Consider the following 23,659-nt stretch of genomic DNA (forward strand, 5'->3'; position numbering starts at 1 on the left):
AAATCCCGCTCGCCGGAGAGGCTCCCGGTGCCCGAGACTCGGCACATGCGTATCCGCCCCGCCACCCCCGCCGAACTCCCCGCCCTCCAGGACATCGAGCGCGCGGCGGGAGCCGGTTTCCGGGACCTCGGCATGGCGGCGATCGCCGACGACGAGCCGCCCGCCCTGGACACCCTGGAGCGCTACCGCCGGTCCGGCCGCGCCTGGGTGGCCACCGACGAACAGGACCGTCCGGTCGCCTATCTGATCGCCGAACCCGTGGACGGCGCCCTGCACATCGAGCAGGTCTCCGTGCACCCCGACTTCGCGCACCGCCGGCTCGGCCGGGCCCTCCTCGCCCACGCGGACGACCACGCACACGAGGACGGCCTCACCGGCCTGACCCTGACCACCTTCACCGACGTCCCCTGGAACGCCCCCTACTACGAGCGCCTCGGCTTCCGCGTCCTGTCCGAAGCCGAACTCACCCCCGGCCTCAGGAAGATCCGCGCCCACGAGGCGGACCTCGGCCTCGACACCTGGCCCAGGGTCTGCATGCGCCGCGAGCTTACAGTGCCCGAATCGACCCACCGGCCGGCCGCCCGGGTCCTCTGCCTGGACTCCGCCCACCGCCTCCTTCTGCTGCGCTGGCGGGATCCGTCCGACGGGGCGTTGCTCTGGGAGCCGCCCGGCGGCGGCATCGAGTCCGGCGAGACGCCGTTGACGGCGGCGCGACGCGAACTGGTCGAGGAAACCGGCCTCGACCCGGCCGCCGTCCTGGACCGGTCGGTGCTCGTCGACCGCGACGTGCGGTGGAACGGCAAGCGGTACACCGGCACGGAGCACTTCTTCGTCGCCCGGTTCACCGAGGAGCGACCACCCCTGGTGCGGACCGGCCTGCTCCCGGATGAGCAGGCCAGTCTGGACACGTACGCCTGGATCGCGTGGTCGGATCTGGCCGCACTGCCGCACCCGGTCGAGCCTCCGCAGTTGCTGACCGTGCTCGGCGCCCTGGTGCCGGACGGACCCTGGTGCGATCGAGCGTGACGCCCGGCGCGGGGCCAACAGACCCGCCCGCACGTCCAGCACGGGCCCATAGCCCCACCCGAACCCCCGGCTCACTCCCCCCGCGCGTACGTCTCCCGCAGTTCCACCTTCCGTACCTTCCCCGACACCGTCATCGGGAAGGCGTCCAGGATCCGCAGCCGGCTCGGGATCTTGTAGTGGGCCAGCCGGCCGTCGCAGAAGGCGCGCAGTTCCTCCAGGCTCGGCGGTGCGGCCGGGTCGCGCGGGATGACGCAGGCCAGCACCTCCTCGCCGTAGCGCTCATGAGGGACCCCGACGACCTGGACGTCCGCGATCTTCGGGTGGCCGTAGAGGAACTCCTCGATCTCGCGCGGGTAGATGTTCTCGCCGCCCCGGATGATCATGTCCTTGATGCGTCCGACGATCTCGACGTACCCGTCCTCGCGCATCATCGCCAGGTCACCGGTGTGCATCCAGCGCCCGGCGTCGACGGCCTCCGCGGTCTTCTCGGGCTCGTTCCAGTAGCCGAGCATCACGCTGTAGCCGCGGGTGCACAACTCCCCCGCCGCGCCGCGGGGTTGGGTCACCCCGGTCGCCGGGTCGACGACCTTGACCTCGATGTGCGGCAGGACGCGGCCCACCGTGCCGGTGCGGTGTTCCAGGTCGTCGTCCCTGCGGGTCTGCAGCGAGACCGGAGAGGTCTCCGTCATGCCGTAGCAGATGGACACCTCCGCCATGTGCATCTCGGCGACCACCCGCTTCATCACCTCCACCGGGCAGGGCGAGCCCGCCATGATGCCGGTGCGCAGGGAGGAGAGGTCGTACGTCGCGAAGTCGGGGAGGTTCAGCTCCGCGATGAACATGGTGGGGACGCCGTACAGCGAGGTGCAGCGCTCCTGTTGCACCGCGCGCAGGGTCGCCGCCGGTTCGAAGGAGGGGGCCGGGATCACCATGCAGGCGCCGTGCGAGGTCGCCGCCAGGTTGCCCATCACCATGCCGAAGCAGTGGTAGAACGGCACCGGGATGCACACCCGGTCCTGTTCGGTGTAGGCGATCAACTCCCCCACGAAGTAGCCGTTGTTGAGGATGTTGTGGTGGGAGAGCGTGGCCCCCTTGGGGAAGCCCGTCGTGCCCGAGGTGTACTGGATGTTGATGGGGTCGTCGCAGGACAGCTCCGGGAACTCCGGGTCCGGGACGGCCCGTTCGAGCAGCGCCCGCCAGCTCGGGTCGCCGATGTACACGACCTCCCGCAACTCCCGGCACCGGCCCCGCACTTCGTCGACCATCGCCCGGTAGTCACTGGTCTTGTGGCTCAGGGAGGCGAAGAGGAGGGAGATCCCCGCCTGGTTGAGCACGTACTCGACCTCGTGGGTGCGGTACGCCGGGTTGATGTTCACCATGACCGCGCCGATGCGGGCGGTGGCGTACTGGACGAGCACCCACTCGGGGCAGTTGATCGCCCAGATCCCCACCCGGTCGCCCTTCACGACCCCGGCCCCGAGCAGCGCCCGCGCCAACTCGTCGACGTCGGCGCCGAACTGCGCGTAGGTCCAGCGCCGCCCGGACGGCACGTCGACCAGTGCCTCGCGGTCGGGCCAGCCGGCCACGGCCCGGTCCAGGCTCGCGCCGATGGTGTCGCCGAGCAGCGAAGTCCCGCTCGTCCCATGGGTGTACGACAGTCCACTCACCGAAGGCAGCTCGCTCACCGGAAATCCTCCTCGCGATACTCCGCGTCGGACCCGGCCGCGGTCGCCTCCCGCAGCTCGATCCGGCGGATCTTGCCGGACACCGTCTTGGGCAGCTCCCCGAACTCCAGCCTCCGGATCCGCTTGTAGGGCGCCAGCGCCTGGCGGGAGTGCTCGAAGAGCACCTTGGCCGTGTCGGGGCCGGGCTCCCAGCCCTCCGCCAGCACCACGTACGCCTTGGGGACCGCGAGCCTGAGCTCGTCCGGCGCCGGCACGACGGCCGCCTCGGCCACCGCCTCGTGCTCCAGCAGGGCGCTCTCCAGCTCGAAGGGGCTGATCTTGTAGTCCGAGGCCTTGAAGACGTCGTCGCTGCGGCCGATGTAGGTCAGATAGCCGTCCTCGTCCCGCGAGGCCACGTCGCCGGTCCGGTAGTAGCCGCCGGCCATCGCCTCCGCCGTACGGTCGGGGTCGCCGTGGTAGCCGGTCATCAGGCCGACCGGGCGGACCGACAGGTCCAGCGCGATCTCGCCCTCGGCCACGCCGGGCGCGCCGGACACCGGGTCGAGGAGCTCCACCTTGTAGCCGGGGCTGGGGCGGCCCATGGAGCCGGTCTTCAGCACCTGTCCGGGGCTGTTGGAGACCTGCACGGCCGTCTCGGTCTGCCCGAAGCCGTCCCGGATGGTGATCCCCCAGGCCCGCCGGACCTGCTCGATGACCTCGGGGTTCAGGGGCTCGCCGGCCGCGACGACCTCCCGCGGCGGGGTGCGCAACTGGGTCAGGTCGGCCTGGATGAGCATGCGCCACACGGTCGGCGGGGCGCAGAAGGTGGTGACGCCCGCCCGGTCCATCTCGGCCATCAGACGGGCCGCGTCGAAGCGCGTGTAGTTGTGGATGAAGACGGCCGCCTCCGCGTTCCACGGCGCGAACAGATTGGACCAGGCGTGCTTGGCCCAGCCGGGCGAGGAGATGTTGAGGTGCACGTCACCGGGCCTGAGCCCGATCCAGTACATGGTCGCCAGGTGCCCGATCGGGTACGAGGTGTGGGTGTGCTCGACGAGCTTGGGCCGGGCCGTCGTACCGGAGGTGAAGTACAGCATCAGCGGGTCGTCGGCGAGGGTCGGGCCGTCGGGCAGGAACTCCGCGGAGGCCGCGTAGGCGTCCTCGTACGGCTGCCAGCCCTCCGGTACGCCGCCCACCGCGATGCGGGTGTAGTCGCCGGGCACGTCGTCGAACTTGGCGGTGTCCTCGGCCCGTACGAGCACGTGCCGCACCCGGCCGCGCTCGACGCGGTCGCGCAGGTCGGCGGGGCCGAGCAGCGGGGTCGCCGGGATGACGACGGCCCGCAGCTTCATGGCGGCCAGGGCCGTCTCCCACAGCTCGGTCTGGTTGCCCAGCATGACGAGGATCCGGTCCTCGGCCTCCACTCCGCGCTCGCGCAGCAGGTTGGCGACCCGGTCGGAGCGCTCGGCCATCTCGGCGAAGGACAGCCGGACCTCGCCGCCGTCCTCCTCGACGATGTGCAGGGCGGTGCGGTCGTTGCCCCGCGCGATGACGTCGAACCAGTCGAGCGCCCAGTTGAAGTGCCGCGGCCGGGGCCAGGTGAAGCCCTCGTACGCCGTGGCGTAGTCCTCGCGGTGCTGGAGCAGGAAGTCCCGCGCCCCGCGGAAATCCTCCGTGGCCGTCATCTTGCGTCCTCCTCGTACCGGACCATTGCCGGGCGGCTCTCTGCCATCGTCTAATCCGTGATGCGGGTCTCACTACCCCCGAACGGGGGTGTGTGCCGCGGCGAAGGGACGAACAGGTGACAGTGGACGCGACCGGCGCGGTGGAGATCCGGCGTGCCCTCGTGCGGCTGCGGCGCAGCACGGGCCTTCCGGTCGCCTTCGGCGGCCTGGTGGAGCCCGGTCGGCCCCGCATCCGGATCAGCGAACTCAGCGGTACGTCCACCGCCTCGCTCCTCGCGCTCGCGGTGACCTCGGGCAACGGCCTGGGCGGCAAGTCCGTCGCGCTGGCCCGCCCGTGCGCCGTCGCGGACTACTCCCTGTCCCGGCAGATCAGCCACGAGTACGACGCCGCCGTCGCCGCCGAGGGCCTGCGCGCGGTGCTCGCCGTGCCGGTGGTCGTACGGCGCCGGGTGCGGGGTGTGCTCTACGGCGCGCTGCGGGACGCCCGCCCACTGGGCGACCGCACGCTGACGGCGGCGGTGGACGCGGCGCGGGACGTCGAGCAGGCGCTGGTCGCCGGCGACGAGGCGCGGGACGTGCTGGCGGCGGCGCGGGCCGAACCGGCGCCGGGCGACAGCTCCGGCTGGGAGCAGGTGCGGGAGGCGCACGCGGCGCTGCGGGCGCTGGCCCCGCGGATCACCGACCCCGCGCTCAGGGGCGAGCTGCTGGACGCGTGCGCCCTGCTGACCCCGGCGCCCGCGCCCACGGCAGGGGTCGCGCTGACACCGCGGGAACTGGACGTGCTGGCCTGTGTGGCGGCCGGTGCGACGAACGCCGTGGTGGCGGCCCGGCTGGGGGTGGCCGCCGAGACGGTGAAGGCGTACCTGCGGTCGGCCATGCGGAAACTGGGCGCCGGGACCCGGGGCGAGGCGGTCGCGGCCGCCCGGCGGTCCGGGATGCTCCCGTAACGCCGTGGAAACCTGATTCACATACGAACGCTATGAAATTCCTGATGTGGAACCGGTTGTTATCTCCCTCACCACTTCTTCCCTCCGAATTTCACAGCACCTTGCCTAATATTGGCCAGGACGCGCCACAGGGAGGGGAGCGGTGACCGTGCCACGCGACTTCCAGGAGCCCGCGAGATGCCGCCCCGACGTGGTCATCGGCCGGGACGAACTGTTCGTCCAGGCCCGTGAACAGCTGACCCGCGGCGGCAGCGTGCTGCTGCACGGCCCGGCCGGCATCGGGAAGTCGACCGTCCTGCGGGCCCTGGCCGCGGAATGCGGCGACGCGGCCCGCACCGTGCTGCGCTGCTCGGCCACCGAGTCGGAGTCCCACCTGCCCTTCCTCGCCCTCGCCGACCTCTTCGGCCTGGTCCTGGACGACATCTCCGACAAGCTGCCCGCCGCCCAGCGCACCGCCCTGGAGTCGGCCCTGACCGGCCGCGGCGAGTCCACCCTCCAGCGCGACGGCCTCGCCCTGCGCCTGGCCGTGCTGTCCGCGCTGCGCGCCCTCGCCGCCGAGGGCCCCGTCCTGATCGTCGCCGACGACATGCAGTGGCTGGATCCCGCCAGTCTGGAGCTGCTCGGGTTCGCCGCCCGCAGGCTCGGCGACATCCCGGTGCGGATGCTGTGCGCGGTCCGGACCGACGGTCCCGAGTACGACCGCCATCTACGCGCGTTGCCCCCGGACAGCCTCGCCGTCCGCTTCAACCCGCTCACCCGCGCCCAGACCGCCGCGCTGCTCGACCACCGCGGCTACACCGGCCTCCAGCGCTCCACCGTCCGGGACATCCACCGCACCAGCGGCGGCAACCCGTTCTACGCCCTGGAGCTCGGCCGCGCGCTCACCGAGAGCCCGGTCCCGCCCCGCCCCGGCGACCCGCTGCCGGTGCCGACCTCGCTGCGGGCCCTGGTGCTGAGCCGGCTGGAGATGCTGTCCGCGGAGGCCCGCCGCACCCTCCTGGTGGCGAGCGCGGGCGCCCGTCCCACCCCGGCCCTGCTGCACGCGGCCGGGCGCGGGGACGCCGAGGCCGAGATGGCCCAGGCGGCCGCGCTGGGCCTGCTCGCGACGGAGGCCGAGGGTCCCGCCGTACGCTTCGCGCATCCGCTGATCTCGGCCGCGCTGTACGCGGAGGCGCCCGCGCAGGAACGGCGGGACGCGCACCGGGCGCTGTCCACGGCCGCCTCCGACCCCATCGAGCGCGCCCGTCACCTGGCGCTCGCCACCAACGGCACCGACCCGGAGGTGGCCGCCCGGCTGGCCGAGGCCGCGGCCCTGGCCCGGGACCGGGGCGCCCCCTCGATGGCCGCCTCCCTCGGGCTGCTGTCGGCCCGGCACACCCCGGCCGACAGCGTGCCCGCCCCGGACGTACGGCGGCTCACCGCGGCCGAGGACGCGATCACCGCCGGTGAGCTGGACCTCGCCCGGGACATCGCGCGGGACGTGCTCACCCGGGCCACCGTGCCGGCGGACCGGGTGCGGGCCTGGATCATCGTGATCGACACCGCGGGCCACGCCATGACGGAGGTCGACGCGGTCTTCCCGCAGGCGCTGGCCGACGCGGGCGAGGACCCCGGACTGCTCGCCCTGATCCGCTACCAGCTGGCCTGGCGCGCCCTGCTCGTCGAGGGCGACTTCGACGAGGCACGCGGGGAGGCGGCGCGCTCGGCGGCGCTGGCCGAGCGGGCCGGCGACCGGTACAACGAGCTGATGGCGCTGTCCTTCCAGGCCCAGATCGAGACCCTGATGGGCCACCCGGACGCCCCCGCGACCATCAAGCGCGCCCTCAAGGAACCCCAGGACCCGCGGGTCTCCTGCCACCACAACGGCGCCGGGTACTCCCGCTTCCGCTGGCTGATCATGAGCGACCAGCTGCCCGAGGCCCGGGCCACGGTCACCGCGCTGCTGCGCGAGGTCCGGCGGCGCGGCTCGGTCGAGAGCGAGGTGCACTTCCTGCGCGGGGTGGCCGAGACCGAGCTTCGCTCCGGGCACTGCGGGCGGGCGCTCGACCTGGCCCGGGAGAGCCTGATGATGGCCCGCGACACCGGGATCGGCGAGGTGGCCTCGGCCGTGCTCGCCTCCCTCGCGGAGGCCTCCGGCGGCAATGTCGAGCGGGCGCTCGAACTGGCCCGGGAGGCGGTCGACCACTCCGAGGAGAACGGCGACCAGATGTACGAGTCCCGGGGCCTGGCCGCCCTGGGGTACGCCCAGCTCGTCGCCGGGGACGCGGAGGGCGCGGTGCGCTCGCTGCGCCGGGTGCGCGAGCTGGAGCACGGGCTCGGCATCACCGACCCGGCGCGCGGCCGCTGGCAGGGCGATCTCGCCGAGGCCCTGGTACGGATCGGGGAGCTCGGGGAGGCGCAGGACGTCATCGACGTGACCCGGGTGAACGCCCTGCGGCTGGGCCGGGAGAGCGTCCTCGCCGTACTGGACCGCGCCGAGGCGCTGGTGCGGGCGGCGCGCGGTGAACACGAGGCCGCGCTCGACCGGTTGACGTCGGTTCAGGACCGGCTCGCCAAGCTGGGCTACGGACTGGAGGAGGCCCGCGCCGCGTTCGCGCTGGCCCAGCTGCGCACCCGGCGGCCCGGTCCGACGTCGTACGACGAGTCGGCCCGGCTCTTCCGGCGGTGCCGGGCGCTGCCCTGGCTGCGGCAGGTGGAGGCGGCCGCGCTGACCCGGCCGGTGGAGCCGGTGGGGCCCCTGGCCAGCGCACCGGACGGGCTGGACAGCCTCGAGGGGCTCGCCTCGATGGAGCGTCAGGTGGCGGCGCTCGTCATGGAGGGCGCCACCAACCGGGAGATAGCCGCGCGGCTGTTCATCAGCGTGAAGACGGTCGAGGCGACCCTGACCCGGGTCTACCGCAAGCTCGGCATCCGCTCCCGGGTGGACATCGTCCGCCTGGCGGCGGGGCGCAGGCCGTGACCGAGGGATCGTCAGCGCCGTTCCCGCAGGGCCGACCGAGGGTTTTCCCTGCCCAACTCCCTTAGGGGCTTCCCTCATTGGGAAGGGGAACTTCCGCGTTCTAGCTTATGAACGTGCCGCTCGCCCGGGCATACGGGGGTCGGTCCCGCGACCCCCGTGTACCACCCCCACACCCGCGCGACCCCCCACCGGCAACCCTGAGGAGACTCACTGATGTTCGGGCTCACTCGTGCGAAGAAGGCCGGCGCCGTCGGCCTGGCGACGGCCGCTGCCGCCGCCACCGCGTTGCTCAGCGCCCCCACCGCTGTCGCCGCTCCCCAGCCCATCGTCGGCGGCACCACCACGACGACGACGTCGTACCCGTTCATGATGCAGATCACGGACGCCTCGCAGAACCAGTTCTGCGGCGGCACCCTGGTCTCTCCGACCAAGGTGGTCACCGCGGCCCACTGCATGGTCGGCGAGACCACCAGCAGTGTCAGAGTCGTCGGCGGCCGCACCTACCTGAACGGCACCAACGGCACGGTCAGCCGGGTCAGCAAGATCTGGATCAACCCGGGCTACACGGACGCCACCAACGGCGACGACGTGGCCGTACTGACGCTGTCGACGTCGATGCCGTACACCACGGCGTCGTACGTCTCCTCCTCCCAGACGAGCGTGTACGCGGCCGGCACCACGGCCCGCATCCTCGGCTGGGGCACCACCTCGTCGAACGGCAGCTCCTCCAACCAGCTGCGGACCGCGACCGTCCCGATCGTGTCCGACTCCAGCTGCAAGAGCTCCTACGGTTCGGACTTCGTCCAGTCCGACATGGTTTGCGCCGGATACACCTCCGGCGGCACAGACACCTGCCAGGGCGACAGCGGCGGTCCCCTGCTCATCGGGGGCGTCCTGGCAGGGATCACTTCTTGGGGAGAGGGCTGCGCGCAGGCCGGCTACCCGGGTGTCTACACCCGGCTGACGACCTTCTCCAGCCTCGTGACCGCACAGGTCAACTCGTAGGTCCCCAGAGGTTCTCCTGAGCACCCCTCAGGTGAGAAGCCGGGGGCGTTGCGGGCCTCCACGAGCGGCCCGCAACGCCCCCTGTCCATGTCCGGACGTCTGCGAGGTCCTAGAGGCGGACGGCGGATGCCTGTTTCAATGACCGCCATGGTGTCCACGGACCGTGTCCTCGCCTTCGCCGCGATGTCCCTGCTGGTGATCGTCATCCCGGGGCCCAGCGTGCTGTTCGTCATCGGCCGCGCGCTGGCCCACGGCCGCCGTACCGCGGTGGCGACGGCGCTCGGCAACGTCCTCGGTTCCTACCTGCTCGTGGTGGCCGTGGCGATCGGGATCGGCTCCCTGGTGGAGCGGTCGGCGACCGTGTACCTGACGGTGAAACTGGCGGGCGCCGCCTACCTCGTGTTCCTCGGCGTCCAGGCCTTCCGGCACCGTGGCGAGCTCAAGGCCGCGGCGATCACCTCCCGGCCCGCGGGCCCGGCGCGGGGCGACCTGCGGACCGTGCTCGACGGCGCCCTCGTCGGCGTCACCAACCCGAAGGGCGTCGTCTTCTTCGCCGCCGTGCTCCCCCAGTTCGTGGACCACGCGGCGGGCCACGTCCCGGCCCAGATGCTGCTGCTCGGCCTGGTCCCCATCACCATCGGCCTGGTCACGGACACCCTGTGGGGCCTGACGGCGTCCGCCGCCCGCACCTGGTTCGCCCGCTCCGACCGCCGCCTGTCGCTGATCGGCGGCGCGGGCGGCATCACGATGATCGGGCTCGGCCTGACGGTGGCGGTGACGGGCCGGGCGGACTGAGGCGGTCCGTTCAGGCCGGATGCTGTACGACCGTCCCGAACCGGATGTCGTACGACGTCCCGGGGTACAGCGTGCCGAGCATCCGCCGCCCCTCCTCCTCGACGTCCGCCCGCTGCGCCCGGGTGAGCCGGCCGAAGGGTTCGACGACGAGGGTGTCCCCGGCGAGCTTCCACACGCCCGCGAGGAAGCCGTCGACGAGGAGGGTGCAGTAGGCCTGGTTGCCCTGCCAGCTGCGGCCCCAGTACTCCTTCGGCACCACACGGGTCCGGTCGGCGTGGGAGAGCAGCAGGTTGTCGAACTCCGGCAGGAAACGCGGCGGGGCCGGGGTGTCCTCGGCGGGGCGGGGCGCGTCGGGGAGATCGAAGAGCTCGACGCCGTTCTCGTCACGGAAGACGCGCAGCTCGGGGCGGAGCCGCTCGAAGGCCTCGCGGAGCCGGGTGAGACCGGCCCAGGTCTGCATGTCCTTGACGGAGGCGGGGCCGAAGGCGGCGAGGTAGCGGAGGACGGTGGCGTCAGGGGTGGGGGTGGATCCGGCGGGGCGGCCGAGCCAGTGTTCGGCGGTGGTGAGCGCGACCTGGCCGCTTCTGCCCCACAGCCCGCGCGGGGTGACCTGGACGAGCGGGAGCTTGCAGCGGGCGGCGATGGCCAGGGCCTGCGGGTCGGCGTCCGGCCACTCGACGAGGAGCGCCTCCCGCAGCTCCTTCATGGTGCGCGGCTCGGCCTCGACGAGTTCGCGGGCGAGGACGGCGAGCCGGTCGAGGTCGACGCCCTGGAGGCCCTTGCGGAAGTTGACGAGTTCGCGGTCGCGGGCGGGCTGCACCAGCGGCCGCAGGGTGAGGCAGTCGTCGGCGGTGTGGGTGTGGATGGTGGAGCGCATGGTGACGATCCGGACCACCTCGCGGTCGGCCATCAGCTCCGACAGCGCCTCGGGTGTGAACCCGTCCAGACGGGCGGCGAGCGCCCAGTACGGCGGCTTGACGTTCTGGGCCTGGAGGCCGAGCAGATGCCCGACGGCGGCCTTCGCGGACAGGCCGGACCGGCGCAGGAGGAGCTGGCGGTCGAGGGTCGCGCGGTTCAGGGCGCGGGTGCCGAGCACGGGGGCCGAAGCGGTCGTCTTCGTCATGGGGAACACGCTAGAGGTCCTTGCGGACGAGTTCTGTCCGCAACTCTCACCGCGTCCTGGGCGCCGCCCTCCCCGGGATGTCATTTGCCCCGTATACCCTGCTCCGTGATCACGCCGACATCGGCTCGACCCGAGAGCGAGAGGCACACGATGTCCGAGCGACGCCCCCGCCCCGACGCGAAGACCCCTGCGAAGGACTCCGCCAGGAAGTCCGCCTGGCGCCGCGCCCTGACCCCACCGTCCGCGCAGCCGAAGACTCCGGTCACGGCGGCCGAACCCCCCACCCCGGAGCCGGCCGAGCCACCGAGCATCGTCCAGGCGGCCCTCTACCGCGACGGCGTACGCGTGTCCTCCCCCGAGACGCTCGCGGACACCTTCCGCGAGTTGCGCGAAGAGGGCGCCGGCATGGCGTGGATCGGACTGGCCCGCCCACCGGAGAGCGAACTCCTCTCGCTGGCCGAGGAGTTCGACCTGCACCCGCTGTCGGTCGAGGACGCGATGGAGGCCCACCAGCGCCCGAAGCTGGAGCGCTACGGCGACACGCTCTTCGTCGTCCTGCGGGCCGCCCGCTATCTGGACGCGCCGGAGGAGGTCGACTTCGGCGAGCTGCACGTGTTCGTGGGCCCGGACTTCGTGATCACGGTCCGGCACGGGGCGGCTCCGGACCTCTCGGCGGTGCGCCACCGCATGGAACAGACACCGGAGTTGCTGAGGCTGGGCCCCGAGGCGGTCCTCTACGCGATCCTGGACGCGGTGGTCGACGGGTACGCGCCGGTCGTCGCGGGCGTCCAGAACGACATCGACGAGATCGAGACGGAGGTCTTCCGGGGCGACCCGGAGGTGTCCCGCCGCATCTACGAACTCTCCCGCGAGATGGTGGAGTTCCAGCGCGCCACCCGCCCCCTGGTGAGCATGCTGCACGCCTTGATGGCGGGCTTCGCGAAGTACGGCACGGACGAGGAACTGCAACGCTACCTACGGGACGTCGCCGACCACGTCACCCACACCAGCGAACGAGTCGACGGCTTCCGCCAGGCCCTCACCGACATCCTCACGGTCAACGCGACCCTGGTCACGCAGCAACAGAACGCGGAGATGCGGGCGTTGGCGGAGGCGGGCTTCGAACAGAACGAGGAGATCAAGAAGATCTCGTCCTGGGCGGCGATCCTCTTCGCCCCGACCCTGGTAGGCACGATCTACGGCATGAACTTCGACCACATGCCAGAACTGACCTGGCGCTTCGGCTACCCCTTCGCGATCGCCCTGATGGGGGTCGTCTGCGTGAGCCTGTACATCATCTTCAAGCGACGGGACTGGCTCTGAGCCTCTCTGGTCGAGCTCGGTTCGTCGCCGACACAGCACGTCATGGTCGCTTGTGCCCGCCGATCAGCCCGGCCAGGGCCCGCGTACTCACCGAGCCCGGGCCCACACGCGTCGCCCCCGCCACCGGGCGATCGGCAACGACAGCGAAGCGGACGCCCCGCGGATGACCGGTGGCGAGCGTCGTCGCCACGGCCGCGCGCGCTCCGGTCCCGGTGGAGACGATGGTCGAACAGCGCAGTTGCACCAGGGTGTTGACGTAGGTCGCACCATCCGCTCCGTCCGGGAGACGGTAGCGCTGCACGACCACGCCAGACGTACCGCCGCCGGCCAGCCCTCGCATCGCCGCCCACGTCGCAGGGAGGCCCGGATCCGAGTCGGTGGACGTCAACAGACAGGCCCGGGTGGCGGTGTCGACATGGGAGACCGGCCGAGGTGGGCGGGCAGCCGCGGGGTCGGAGCCGAGCAGCCACACCAGAAATCCGACCACCCCCGCCGCGCCGGCGGCAGCACCGAGCAAGGTCCACAGCCGAGGCCGGAAGAGATGAGGTGCGGTCGTCGCGGTCACGTGCTTCCTCTGCTCCACGAGTGCCGAGCTCGGTTCAGGGATGCGTAGAACTGGCGGTCGGGCGCGAGGTCGCGAGACCACACCGTCACGTCCTCGCCCCTGAGGTAGGCGAGCAACCACTCGCCGAACGGTGCAGAAGGTGACCGGCGGGATGCTCCAGACAGAGCTGACCATCGTTTCCGCTCCACTTCGATCCGCGGCGCCGGGTCCGTCCAGTTGAATCCATGCGGCCCCAAGAGGGAGCGACCCGCTGTCGCCCTGTCAAAATCCCTCAAGGCCGGCATCCTCGTCGAGCAGACGCGCTTCTTCTTCCCGCCATGACACGAACGTGGCCGGGAACTCCAGCTCAGCACCGAGCGGAGGGCGGATCTCCCGCCGCACCAGGCGGAGCAGGAACTCCGCCATTCCCATGTCGTACCGGTGCTCCCCGCGGCGGTTCCTGGGCCGGAAGACCACTCGCCACTCATCGGGCTCCCCCACACACGTCCACAGGAAGTCGTCACCGGCTTCGTTCGACGCCCAGGTCAACGTCCCGTCCTCCGGCGGCCACTCGACTCCGTGGAGCAGGTGATCCTCGTAGGGGTAGCCGTCGAAGGCAGGCGTGAGGACGCCGATCGAGTCACCGATGGCGCCAAGTCCGTACACCGCCACGAAGTCGCGGTAGTCGCCGGGCAGTTCCCAGCCCGACTCGGCGCGCAACGCGTCCCAGTCGACGGCGTCGCCGCCACCGGCGGGCGGCCGCATGACGCGGCCCAGTTCTTCGACAGCCCAGTGCATGGTGTCCTCGGCTCGATCGGGATCGTCGGTCATGAGGTGGGGACGTCCCGGCCGGTGCGGGAGTCCACCACCGTGCCGAGGTTGCGCCAGCCCCGTGGCGTGTTCATCAGGTTGGGCACATCGCGCGTGGTGGTTCCGACCAGGTTTCCTTCTCTGTCCCACGCCGTGGCCGTCATCACGTACGACTCCGGCGCGACTCGATTGCCCAGATAGGTCGGGTGCACCGAGTAGAGGACGGTCTCGCCCGCCGCCACCTGCTCCTGGACCTGATTCTCGAATTGAACCATGTTGTCCATGGCACCCAGGCCGCCCCGCTTCGGGTAGGCGTTGGCGTCGCGGCCGCAGGTGGACAGGTTCCTCAGGTCGGTTCCGGACCCGGAGAGCTGGCTGCCGAGCAGATGGCAGTTGTTCACCGACACCCTGGGCAGGGCGCCGAGATGCCGGGCGTACCGCTGGGCCCATTCGTAGCCGGGCGGACGGATGTCCCTGGTCGTCTCCGCCCCCGGATGGTCGTCCAGATACTGCTGGGTCAGGCACGCCGTGACGCCTTGGGCCCGGTTGCCGTGCGAGGCGTCGGTGTCCTCGGGGTCGACCCACCCCGCACCGTTCTTGGCGCACGTCGACGACTCCTCGTCGCGGGGAGCGCAGGCGCCCGTGACCATGCAGACGGCGGCGGTCGTGAGCCCTGCCGCGGCCGCCGAGGCCGCGTTGCGCACCGAGTTGCCGATGTTGATCCTGACGGTCGGCGGCTCGGCGGCCGCCGAGATCGAGTGCACCTTCAGGTGCCCCTTGCCGATCGACGCCGTGATCTTGATGGCGTGGGCGCGGATCGCCGCGCGGCGGGCGGCTTCCGCGGCGGCGGCTGCCGCTGCGGCTGCCCGGGCGGCGGCCGCGGCCTCGGCCGCGCTGACACCCGTGCCGCCGCCTCCGCCGCAGTAACCGCAGTAGCCGCTGCCGCCGCCCCCACCTCCGCCACCGCCCCCGGAGGACCGGCTGCCACTGCTGGTGCGCGTGCGGTTGTAGTGCTGCTGGCAGGACATCGACCAGACCTCGGCACACATGCCGTAGCTGCTCGTCGCGGCGCTGGAGTGGCTCGCGGCGGACGAGGAGGCGTGGCTGTGGGACGAGGAGCTGGACGAACCCCAGGAGGACAGCGAGTTCAAGCCGTCGGAGATGCTGTTGGACAGGCTGGAGCAGTACGCGATGCAGGCGCCGATCAGAGCCGAACCCAGGAGGTAGGCGCCCTCCGCCTCACCGATGCACGCGTCCCAGAAGCAGTGCCCGCTGGGGTCGGTCCTGGTCAGCGGAGCGCCACCGGCGTACGCGTAGGGGTTGGCGTCCCCGCTCTCCCCCACCGCCGAGTTCTCCACCGTGTCCGCGGACTCGAAGCTCCCCGTCCCCGGCGTGTACCAGCGGGCGTGCATGTTCACGTCGCCGGTGCTCGCGTCCGTGAACTCGCTCTGGTAGCCGACGGTCCCGGTGAGCGTGGAGGCGAGGGGCGTGCCCCACGGGTCGTAACTCGCTGAACCGGTCAGCGCGGTGCCGGTGGCGGTGAACTGGCCGATGAGGTCGTCGTGCAGGTCGGTCAGGGCCAGGGTGGCCCCGCTGGTCGAGGACTCGCCGGTGAGGGCGCCGGAGGGGTCCCGGCTGTAGGCCGTGGTGCCGTCGGAGGCGAGGAGGTTGGCGGTGCCGGAGTAGGAGAGGTGCGTCGAACCGACCGTGACGGCTCGGCCCAGCGCGTCGTAGGCGTAGGAGGTGGATCCGGCGGTGACCTGCTGCCCGTAGGCGTCGAAGGTGTACGCCGTCGAGTCCTTCGACGCGAGCGTGCCCCGGGCCGAGTAGGCGTACGTGTGCGTCCCGTCCGAGGTCAGCTGGTCGCGCGCGTTGTAGGTGTACGTCGTCGAACCCGCCGTCAGCCGGTTGCCGTCACGGTCGTAGGAGTAGCCGGTGGTCGTGGAGCCGGAGGTCCAGGAGGTGAGGCGGTTGGCGTAGTCGTAGGCGTACGTGTTGGTCGAGGCGCCCTGTACTCCGGTGGTGGTCTTGCCGGTGAGGTTGCCGTTCTCGTCCCAGTCGTATGCGGCCGAGGCGACGGTGGTGCCGGACGCGGTGGCGAGGGTGTCGGTCTTCGCGCGGTGCAGGGCGTCGTAGCCGAAGGTGCGCACGTCGCCCGAGCCGCCGTAGGTGACCGTCCTGGGCTGGGAGAGGCTGTTGTAGCCGTACGTCAGTGTCGTGCCGGTCGCCGCGTCCGTGTCGGTGCTGAGCCGGCCGTCGCTGTCATAGGTGTAGGTGCTGGTGCCGGCGGCGTCGGTGCGGCTGAGCGGGGACTCGTCGGCGTTGTAGGTGAAGGACGAGGTGCCGGCCTGGCCCGAGGTGCTGAGGACGTCGCCGAGGGAGTTGGTGTCGTAGTACTCCCAGGTGTCGCCGACGGCCGACGCCACCAGGTCCCCGGTGAGGGAGTACTGGAAGGTGCGGGTGGCGGTGGGGGCGTCGGCTCCCGTGGCGCTCTGTGAGATGAGGTCGTCGAGGGCGTCGTAGGTGTTGGTCGTCGTGACGCCGCCGGGGTCGGTCTGCGTCACGAGGCGTCCGCGCTCGTCGTAGGTGTAGCCGGTGGTCCGGTCGGCGGTGGAGGTGTAGCCGGAGACGGCCGGGACCTCCTTGCTCGCGGGCAGGCCGAGCGCGTTGTACGTGTAGTAGGTGGTGTCGCCGTTGCCGTCGGTGTAGGCGGTCCGGTGTCCGGCGGCGTCGTAGCCGTACCGAGTGGTGATGGAGGCGTTGTCACTGACCGGCTCGGTCTGCTGGGTGAGGTCGCCGAGGGCGTCGTACGCGTAACTCGTCGTGTGGTGGCGGGCATCGGTGACGGTCTTCAGGAGACCGTTGTCCGTGTACGTCGCCGAGGTCGAGGTCAGCACGGCGCCGGCGGAGTCGAGGTTCGCGGTTGCGGTCCGGCGGCCGGCCGCGTCGTATCCGGCCGTCTGCGCGGTCTGGTCCGGCAGGAGCGTCTTGGTGACGTCACCGCGCAGGTCGTAGGTGTACGTGGTGGTGTCGCCGGTGGTGTCGGCGGCCGTGCGGGTGCGGCCCAGGGCGTCGTAGGTGTACTTCGCGGTGACCCCGCTGACGGAGGCGGTCTGCGCGACGAGCCCGGCGCTGTTGTACGTGCTGTCGGTCTCCTGCTTCGTCTGGGCGCCGGCCGAGGTGTACACGTACGCCCAGGTGCTGTTCGCGCGGCCGAGGTCGTCGTAGGCGAAGTGGGTGACGGCGCCGTACGGCGAGGTCTCGGTGAGGCGGTTGCCCGTGAGGTCGTAGGAGGAGGTGACGGTACCGCGGGTGGCGGTGCCGGAGACCGTGATGGCCGGGTCCGTCTGTTTGACCGGGTCGCCCAGCTGGTCGTAGGCGTAGTCGGTCTCGCCCTTGGCGTCGGTCTCGCTGAGGACGTCGCCCTCGGCGTCGTAGGTCCAGGCGGTGGTGGCCGAGGTGCCGTTGTACGAGGGCAGGGTGGTGCCGGTCCTGCGGCCGTCGCGGTCGTAGGCGGTGGCGGTGATGTGGCCTTCGGGGTCCTCGGCCTCGGTGCGGTCGCCGAAGGTGTCGTAGCCGTCGAGGGTCACCGGGTAGACGGTGGCGGTCGCGCCCGTGCCGGGTGTGGTCGCGGTGATCGCGGGGCTGGTGGTCGTGGTGAGGCGGCCGGCCTCGTCGTTGAGGTAGGAGGTGACCTGGTTCTGCGCGTCGGTCGAGGTGACCTTCAGGCCGCGGTGGTCGTAGGTCGCCTTCGTGGTGAGGGTGAGGGAGCTGTCGACGTACTGGGCGGCGGACAGCGGGTCGCCCGCCGCGTCATAGGTGTACGTCCACTTCTGGGCGGGGTTCCCGGCCGCGTCGGTCTGCGCGGACGTCAGGACGCGGGAGTCCGCGTCGAAGGTGTACGCGGTGTTCTGGGCGAGGCTGCCCGGGTCGGCCGTGGTGGCGGTGGTGCGGTCGGCGGCGTCCACGGTGTAGGTCGTGGTGAGGGTGCCGTTGGCCGTGGTTCTGGCGGTGAGGTTGCCCGCGTCGTCGTAAGTGTCCTTCTCGTCGACGTAGGCGGTGCCGGAGGAGCCGGTGCGGGCCGACTGCTCGACCAGGCCGTTGTCGTAGTAGGCGTAGGTGGTGGTCACGCCGATCGCGTCGGTGACCGTGTACAGCCGCCCGCCCGCGTCGTACGTCCGCGTCTCCAGCAGCTTGGGGGCCGGGTCGTCGGGGGTGTCGTCCGAGCCGGTGTAGTTGGTCAACGTGGTGGTCAGCTGGCTGCCGTCGGCGTCGTACGTGTACGCGTACACCTGGCCGTCGGGATCGGTCTCACCCGTCTTGTTGCCGTAACTGTCGTAGGTGTACGAGGTCGTGTACTGCTCGGGATCCGTGACGGTCTTCAGCTGTCCGAAGGCGTCGTACGTACGCGAGGTCGTACGGGTGGTGTCCCCGCCGGTGGTGTCGGAGACGGCTGTGCTCAGCGTGTTGCCGTCCGCGTCATAGGACTTGGTCGTCAGCGCGGTGTGCACGACGGACTGGTTCACGGCGTTCGTCGTGCCGGGATCCAGCTCGGTGAGCGTCCTGCCGAGGGCGTCGTAGGAGTAACGGGTGACCAGGCCGGCGGGGTAGGTGTCGGAGACCTCGGTCTTCGTGAGCACCCGGCCGAGCGAGTCGTAGGTGAAACGGGTGATCAGGCCGAGCGGTGAAGTCTCCTGCGCCAGATCACCGTTGGCGTAGTAGAGGTACGACGTCACCGCGCCGCCCGGCGTGGTCGTGGACGCGAGCAGACCCGCCGGGGCGACGGTCCCGGAGACGTAACCGGCCGTGCTGGATGTCGTGTAGGTCTCCTTCGTCGTCAGCCCGGCGCTGTGGCCGGTGACGGGCGGAGTGGTCGAGGTCAGCAGATTGCCATTGGTGTCATAGGTGTTGACGGTCCGGTAGGTGGTGTCCGTCGAGCTCGAGGACCGTCCGTCGGACGAGGTGAGCAGCTGGTCGTTGCGCGGGTCCGTGTCGGAGTCGGCGTTCAGGTAGTAGGTGAAGTAGGACGTCGAGCACTTGGAGGACGACTGGTCCTGGCAGGTGGTGCGGGAGACCACGTCGCCGCGGGAGTTGTGGCCGGTGGTGGTCACGTCGCCGTTGCCGTCGGTCGTCGTGTAGAGGAAGCCCGAGGTGTCGTAGCCGTAGGAGGTGGTGGCCCCCGTGCCGTCCGTGTCGGTCAGCATCCGGCCGCCGTCGGACAGGTCGTAGGTGCTGGTCAGCGTGTGACGGCCGGGGTCGGTCACGACCACCGACTCGGTGGCGATGGTGCCGGTGGACTGCTTGTAGGCGTTCCACTGGCCCGCGACCTGAGCTGACGTCAGATTGTGGTCGTAGAAGGCGACTTCCGCGAGGGAGCCCTTGAAGTGGCTGACCTCTCCCGGGGAGCCGAGCCAGCTCTTGGCGAAGCCCGCGCCGATGTAGGTGTAGGTGTTGGACTGGTCGGCGGGGGTGCCGGAGAAGGTGTCCTGCTTGGTGCCGTCGAGGAACAGTGCCTGGCTGTCGTTGTCGCAGCTGAGCACCACGTAGTGCCAGGCGTTGTCGGTGACCGTCCCCGTGGAGCCGAAGGCGGCGCTGCCGGAACCGCTCACGCTCCACCAGTGGCCGTGCAGCTTGTTGTCCGAACCCACGTACAGCACCGGCGTCCAGGTGCCGGAGGCCGCCGTGGCCCCGTCGATGGGCACGGACTGGTCGCCGATCAGGACGCCGGAGGTGGAGGTCTTGAACCAGAGGCCCACCGACCGCTTGGTGCCGGAGTGCAGCAGCTCGGGCGGGACGGAGACATAGGAGTCGGTGCCGTCGAAGGAGGCCGCGGTGCTCGCCGTGCTGTCCTTCGCGCTGAAGGGCCCGCTGACGCCGAGGGTGACGTTGTTGTACGTGCCGTCACCGCCGTTGACCTCGTCGGCCGCGTAGGTCGCGGACCCGTCGTCGTCGGCGTCGCCGAGCTGCCAGTACCCGGCGGGGTCGGCGCCGAGCACCGTGCCACGGAAGACGGCACTGGAGCCGGCCACCGTCGGGGTGCCGAGGTGCCAGGTGCCGCCGTGCTCGTCGGTGACGTCGGTCAGCCGGTCGGCCGCGGTGTCGTACGAGACCGCCGCGACGGTACGACCGGCCGGGCTCGCCGCCTTGGTGAGGAGGGCCGCGCTCGCGGTGCCGCTCGCGTACAGGTCGCCGGCCTGGGAGGCGGTGATCGGGTGGCTGTAGAAGGAGACGTCGGCGAAGGAGCCGGTGAAGTAGCTGACGTCGCCCGGGGAGTCGATCCAGGAGGCGGCGAACCCGGCGCCGATGTACGTGTAGACGTTGTCCTGGTCGTCGGGGGCGCCGGAGAAGGTGTCCTGCTTGACGCCGTCCAGGTAGAGGGTCTGCGTGGCACCGTCCGAGCTGAGCACCGCGTGGTGCCAGGTGTTGTCGGTGACAGTGCCGGTGGATCCGAAGTCGGAGCTGCCGGAACCGCTCACACTCCACCAGTGGCCGTGCAGCTTGTTGTCCGAACCCACGTACAGCACCGGCGTCCAGGTGCCCGAGGCCGTCGTGCCGCCGACCGCCTTGGACTGGTCGCCGATCAGGACGCCCTTCTTGGACGTCTTGAACCACAGGGAGACCGCCCGGGTGGTGCTGGCGTGCAGCAGCCCGGCCGGGACCTTGACGTACCCGGTGCCGGCGAGGGTCGTGGCGGTGGCCGAGGACCCGGTGAGCGGGCCGGCTGCCGAGCCGAGCGTGACGTTCTTGTAACTGCCCGCGTCCGTCTGCTCGTTGGCCAGCACGGAGGAGGAGGCGGTGGTGCTGCCGACGGCCTCGCCGAGACGCCAGTAGCCGCTGGGGTCGGCGTCCAGCGCGGCGGACGGGTAGTTGGAGCCGTCGACGTAGGTGTAGGCGTAGCAGGAGGTCGACGCGGTGGCCGGGCTCGTGGCGGCCGGCGGGCAGACCGAGGTGAGGCGGTCGCCGGTGTAGCCATAGGTCCACAGGGCCGCGGTGGAGGTGTCGCCGCTGGTGGCCGCGTCCGTGGTGACGGTCTGCACGTGGTAGTGGGCGGCACCGGACGGCTTGGCCCAGGTGAGGAACAGGGTGCGCCCGGAGACGTCGTTCTTGACGGTGCTCAGCCGGTGCGAGGAGTCGTAGGTGAGCGTCTCGGTGAGGCCCGCGTGTGTCTTGATCTGCGACAGCAGCCAGATGTTGGTGCCGCCCGAGGTGCCGAAGGTGTACGTCGTGCCCGAGGTCTCGGTCAGCGAGTACCCGGCGGACAGCGCCTTGAAGGTGCCGTAGGTGCCGATCGGCGGGGTGTAGCCGGAGGCCGACCAGCCCCAGCGCTGCCGCTTGCCGCCGTCGTCGGTGACGACCACGCTCTTGGAGCCGTCGTCGTCCATGACCGCCCGCATGTCCGCGAGCGCCGACCAGCCCGCGCCGAACGCCCCCGCGGTGCTGGTGTCCAGGGAGTTGTAGGAGCGGGTCACGTCCAGGGACGGGCCGACGGTGGACACGGAGGCGTCGGTGGCGGCCGTGGTGAAGTTGCCCGCCTCCTCGTCGTAGCCGTGCCCGCCGTTCTGCGCGAGGCGGGAGGCGATGAGCGGCTGCGCGACCAGTGTGGACAGGGATTGGGCGGCGCTGGTCGTGGTGGACCAGCCGTCGTTCGCGGAGACCGTCCAGTAGTACGACTTCGACCAGTCCAAGTCCCCGGACGGCACTGTCCACTTGGTGGAGGTCTGCCAGCCGGAGGTGTCGATCTGTGTACCGGAGGCGGAGTAGACCGCGAAGTCGTGCTTGAGCGGGGCGGTGGGCCAGGAGTCCGGGTCGACCGCCTTGACCTGGAGCTGCGGCCGCAGTGAGGGGGAGGTGAAGTTCGCCTTGGGATAGGTGTGTTCGATGTCCGGGGCGGAGTTCTTGCTGTACGTCACCGTGATGTAGGGCGAGTGGCTGTCGACCTGGTCCGAGTCGAACTTCTTCCACTGGTTCGAGCTGGTCGCCGAGGAGAACACCGACAGGCCGTAGTTCTCCGTCTGACCGAGCGCGATCTTCTGGAACCAGTCGGTGTCCAGGTCGGTCGTCTGCCACTGGCCGGTGCCGGTGGAGACGGAGGTGTTGCCGCACACCGTGTCGGAGACGGTGCCCGACCAAGTGCCTATGGAGGAGGAGGTGGCGGGCCGGTCCGACCAGGACTTCTGGCCGGTCACCCACCACTGCTCGGTGATCGGATAGACGTTGTACGAGGTGGACGAACTGCACGTGTACGCCCACACGTCGAACAGATGCAGGTCGGCGTCGGTGATGTGGTAGCCGTCGGTGTCCGGCAGTCCGAGGAACTTCATGAACGCCTGGCCGATGTACGAGCCGCCGTCCGGGGTGCCGACACGCAGGATCGTGTCCGAGGAGTAGTCGGCGGTGTTCGGGTAGTAGACGTACGTCGTCAGGGTCTGCCCGGCGGTGGTCACCGTCATCGTCGGGTCCACGGTGACCGGGAAGGCGATGTCGGATCCGGCGAGCCAGGAGGGGTCCAGCGTCATCTTCACGGCCGGTGTGCCGTCGACCTCGGTGACGCTGTAGGTCATGGCCCAGTTGTCGTGGGACTCACCGGTCGTGGGGTCGACGTGGGAGTCGCGGGCGAAGGGCTGTGGGAGGGTGGCCATCACCGTGCCGTCACGGTCGACGAGTTCCACCGTGCCGTCGGAGGCGGTGGTCAGGCTCAGCCCCTCGAGATTCATCGGGAAGACCCAACTGGTGGGCGCGTTCGCCGAGTTCAGGACGAGGGACTCCTTGACACCGTCGGTGGTGGGAGTGAGGACGAGGTCGGTGTCGGTGAGGACGCCGTCGTATGTGACGGAGGAGCCCGAGGCGGTACCGGTGACCGCGCCGGCGCCGGCCAGCGACCAGGAAACCGACTCGCTGTCGGAGAGGGCCAGGGTGGCGAGGTCGCCCTGGGCGGAGGTGCCGGAGGTGACGGTCGGGCTGGGGCTCGGGGTGTCGTCCGCCGCCGTCTGCCAGGCGAAGGCGGCCGGTTCCACGGATCCGCCGGTCTCCACCGTGCCGGTGGCGGGCGCGAAGGACACTCCGAGGGAGTTGGACCTCTCGTGCCAGCGGCCGTCGGAACGCTTGGCCACGTCGGTGTCGATGGAACGCCAAGTGCCGGACTCGTCCTGGTAGTTCATCCGATGCTCGGACATCTTGCGGGTGAAGGACCCGTCGGCGTTCTGGAAGTAGTCGAACTTCGCCCCCGACTTGGCGGCGACCCGCCTACTGGTCCTCGCGTCGAAGCCGACGGGCATCTTGCCGGACAGCGTCCGCTTCGCCGCGGGGCCGCTCGGCGCCCGGTCGGCGGCGAGCTGCCCCTTGCCCTTGCCCGGCGCCCGCCCGGAAGGGCGCCCCTCGGCGGGCTTCGCAGCGCGGACGTCGGAGGCCGTGCCGGTCCTGGAGCGTGGGCCCGAGCCGTCCTTGCCCGCGAGCCATTCCCACAGGTGGCCGAGCCCGGCGCCCACCGACTCCGAAGGCTTCGTGGCCGCGTAGGCGGCGCCGCCCTCCTGCGCCCAGAAGCCCAGCAGCAACGACATCACGACGATCCACGCACGCCAGCGCGCCACTGGACGCATCGGACCCCCCGCTCTTCGATCACGCGTACTTGCAGCTGCAAGTTGTAAGAGCCGGGTGAAGGCAGGATCAAGATCCTTTAAGGAGTACGGGAAGAACGCACACCGGAACAAGGGGCAACTCACAGCTTGTGACACGCCGTTCATCCCAGGTCGACTTGCCGTCCACCTGAGGAAGCCGATGT

General features: G+C 71.0%; 11 protein-coding genes and 2 pseudogenes. 7 read left to right on the plus strand and 6 right to left on the minus strand.

All coding sequences use genetic code 11. The features are described from left to right. Positions 1-45 precede the first annotated feature (45 nt). Together OHN19_RS08570 and OHN19_RS08575 are read left to right on the plus strand one after the other, a co-directional pair. Positions 46-549: pseudogene (locus tag OHN19_RS08570) on the plus strand (GNAT family N-acetyltransferase); the annotation flags it as partial. A 30-nt stretch (positions 550-579) separates the two neighbouring features. Next, positions 580-1,026: pseudogene (locus OHN19_RS08575) on the plus strand (NUDIX hydrolase); the annotation flags it as partial. Between the two features lie 71 nt (positions 1,027-1,097). On the opposite strand, the gene OHN19_RS08580 reads toward OHN19_RS08575, so the two are convergent. Continuing rightward, positions 1,098-2,711 (minus strand): AMP-binding protein, encoded by a 1,614-nt coding sequence (locus OHN19_RS08580; RefSeq protein ID WP_330263590.1) that lies wholly within the window; start codon positions 2,709-2,711, stop codon positions 1,098-1,100. Beyond that, entirely contained in the window at positions 2,708-4,375 is a 1,668-nt protein-coding gene (locus OHN19_RS08585) for an AMP-binding protein (protein WP_330263591.1), read from the minus strand. Before OHN19_RS08585 ends, OHN19_RS08580 begins: the two co-directional genes overlap by 4 nt. A gap of 116 nt (positions 4,376-4,491) precedes the next feature. Here OHN19_RS08585 and OHN19_RS08590 point away from each other — a divergent pair, with 116 nt between their 5' ends. From OHN19_RS08590 to OHN19_RS08605, 4 genes are all read left to right on the plus strand, one after another. Beyond that, positions 4,492-5,322: a helix-turn-helix transcriptional regulator gene (locus OHN19_RS08590; protein WP_330263592.1), complete on the plus strand. Its 831-nt coding sequence runs from the start codon at positions 4,492-4,494 to the stop codon at positions 5,320-5,322. A gap of 142 nt (positions 5,323-5,464) precedes the next feature. Further along, a complete protein-coding gene (locus tag OHN19_RS08595) occupies positions 5,465-8,281 on the plus strand; it encodes an ATP-binding protein (RefSeq protein ID WP_330263593.1) in 2,817 nt (938 codons plus the stop codon). A gap of 213 nt (positions 8,282-8,494) precedes the next feature. Then, positions 8,495-9,286, plus strand: a complete 792-nt coding sequence (locus tag OHN19_RS08600; RefSeq protein ID WP_330263594.1) for a serine protease — start codon at positions 8,495-8,497, stop codon at positions 9,284-9,286. Between the two features lie 147 nt (positions 9,287-9,433). Next, entirely contained in the window at positions 9,434-10,081 is a 648-nt protein-coding gene (locus OHN19_RS08605; RefSeq protein WP_330263595.1) for a LysE family translocator, read from the plus strand. Between the two features lie 10 nt (positions 10,082-10,091). On the opposite strand, the gene OHN19_RS08610 is transcribed toward OHN19_RS08605, so the two are convergent. Beyond that, entirely contained in the window at positions 10,092-11,204 is a 1,113-nt protein-coding gene (locus tag OHN19_RS08610) for a winged helix DNA-binding domain-containing protein (RefSeq protein WP_330263596.1), read from the minus strand. 150 nt (positions 11,205-11,354) lie between these two features. Between OHN19_RS08610 and OHN19_RS08615 the strand changes: the two genes are divergently transcribed. After that, the gene (locus OHN19_RS08615; RefSeq protein WP_330263597.1) at positions 11,355-12,527 is read left to right on the plus strand and encodes a magnesium and cobalt transport protein CorA; all 1,173 of its coding nucleotides are present in this window, start codon (positions 11,355-11,357) and stop codon (positions 12,525-12,527) included. Positions 12,528-12,567: 40 nt separating this feature from the next. Here the strand turns inward: OHN19_RS08615 and OHN19_RS08620 are convergent, their stop codons facing one another. The 3 genes from OHN19_RS08620 to OHN19_RS08630 all read right to left on the minus strand — a co-directional run bounded on the left by OHN19_RS08620 (position 12,568) and on the right by OHN19_RS08630 (position 23,468). Beyond that, entirely contained in the window at positions 12,568-13,092 is a 525-nt protein-coding gene (locus OHN19_RS08620) for a hypothetical protein (protein ID WP_330263598.1), read from the minus strand. Positions 13,093-13,353: 261 nt separating this feature from the next. Continuing rightward, positions 13,354-13,902 (minus strand): hypothetical protein, encoded by a 549-nt coding sequence (locus tag OHN19_RS08625; RefSeq protein WP_330263599.1) that lies wholly within the window; start codon positions 13,900-13,902, stop codon positions 13,354-13,356. Next, complete coding sequence (locus OHN19_RS08630; protein WP_330263600.1) at positions 13,899-23,468, minus strand: LamG-like jellyroll fold domain-containing protein; 9,570 nt, start codon at positions 23,466-23,468, stop codon at positions 13,899-13,901. Before OHN19_RS08630 ends, OHN19_RS08625 begins: the two co-directional genes overlap by 4 nt. Positions 23,469-23,659: the final 191 nt, after the last annotated feature.

The organism is Streptomyces griseorubiginosus (assembly GCF_036345115.1).
GTDB classification, from domain to species: Bacteria; Actinomycetota; Actinomycetes; order Streptomycetales; family Streptomycetaceae; genus Streptomyces; species Streptomyces griseorubiginosus_C.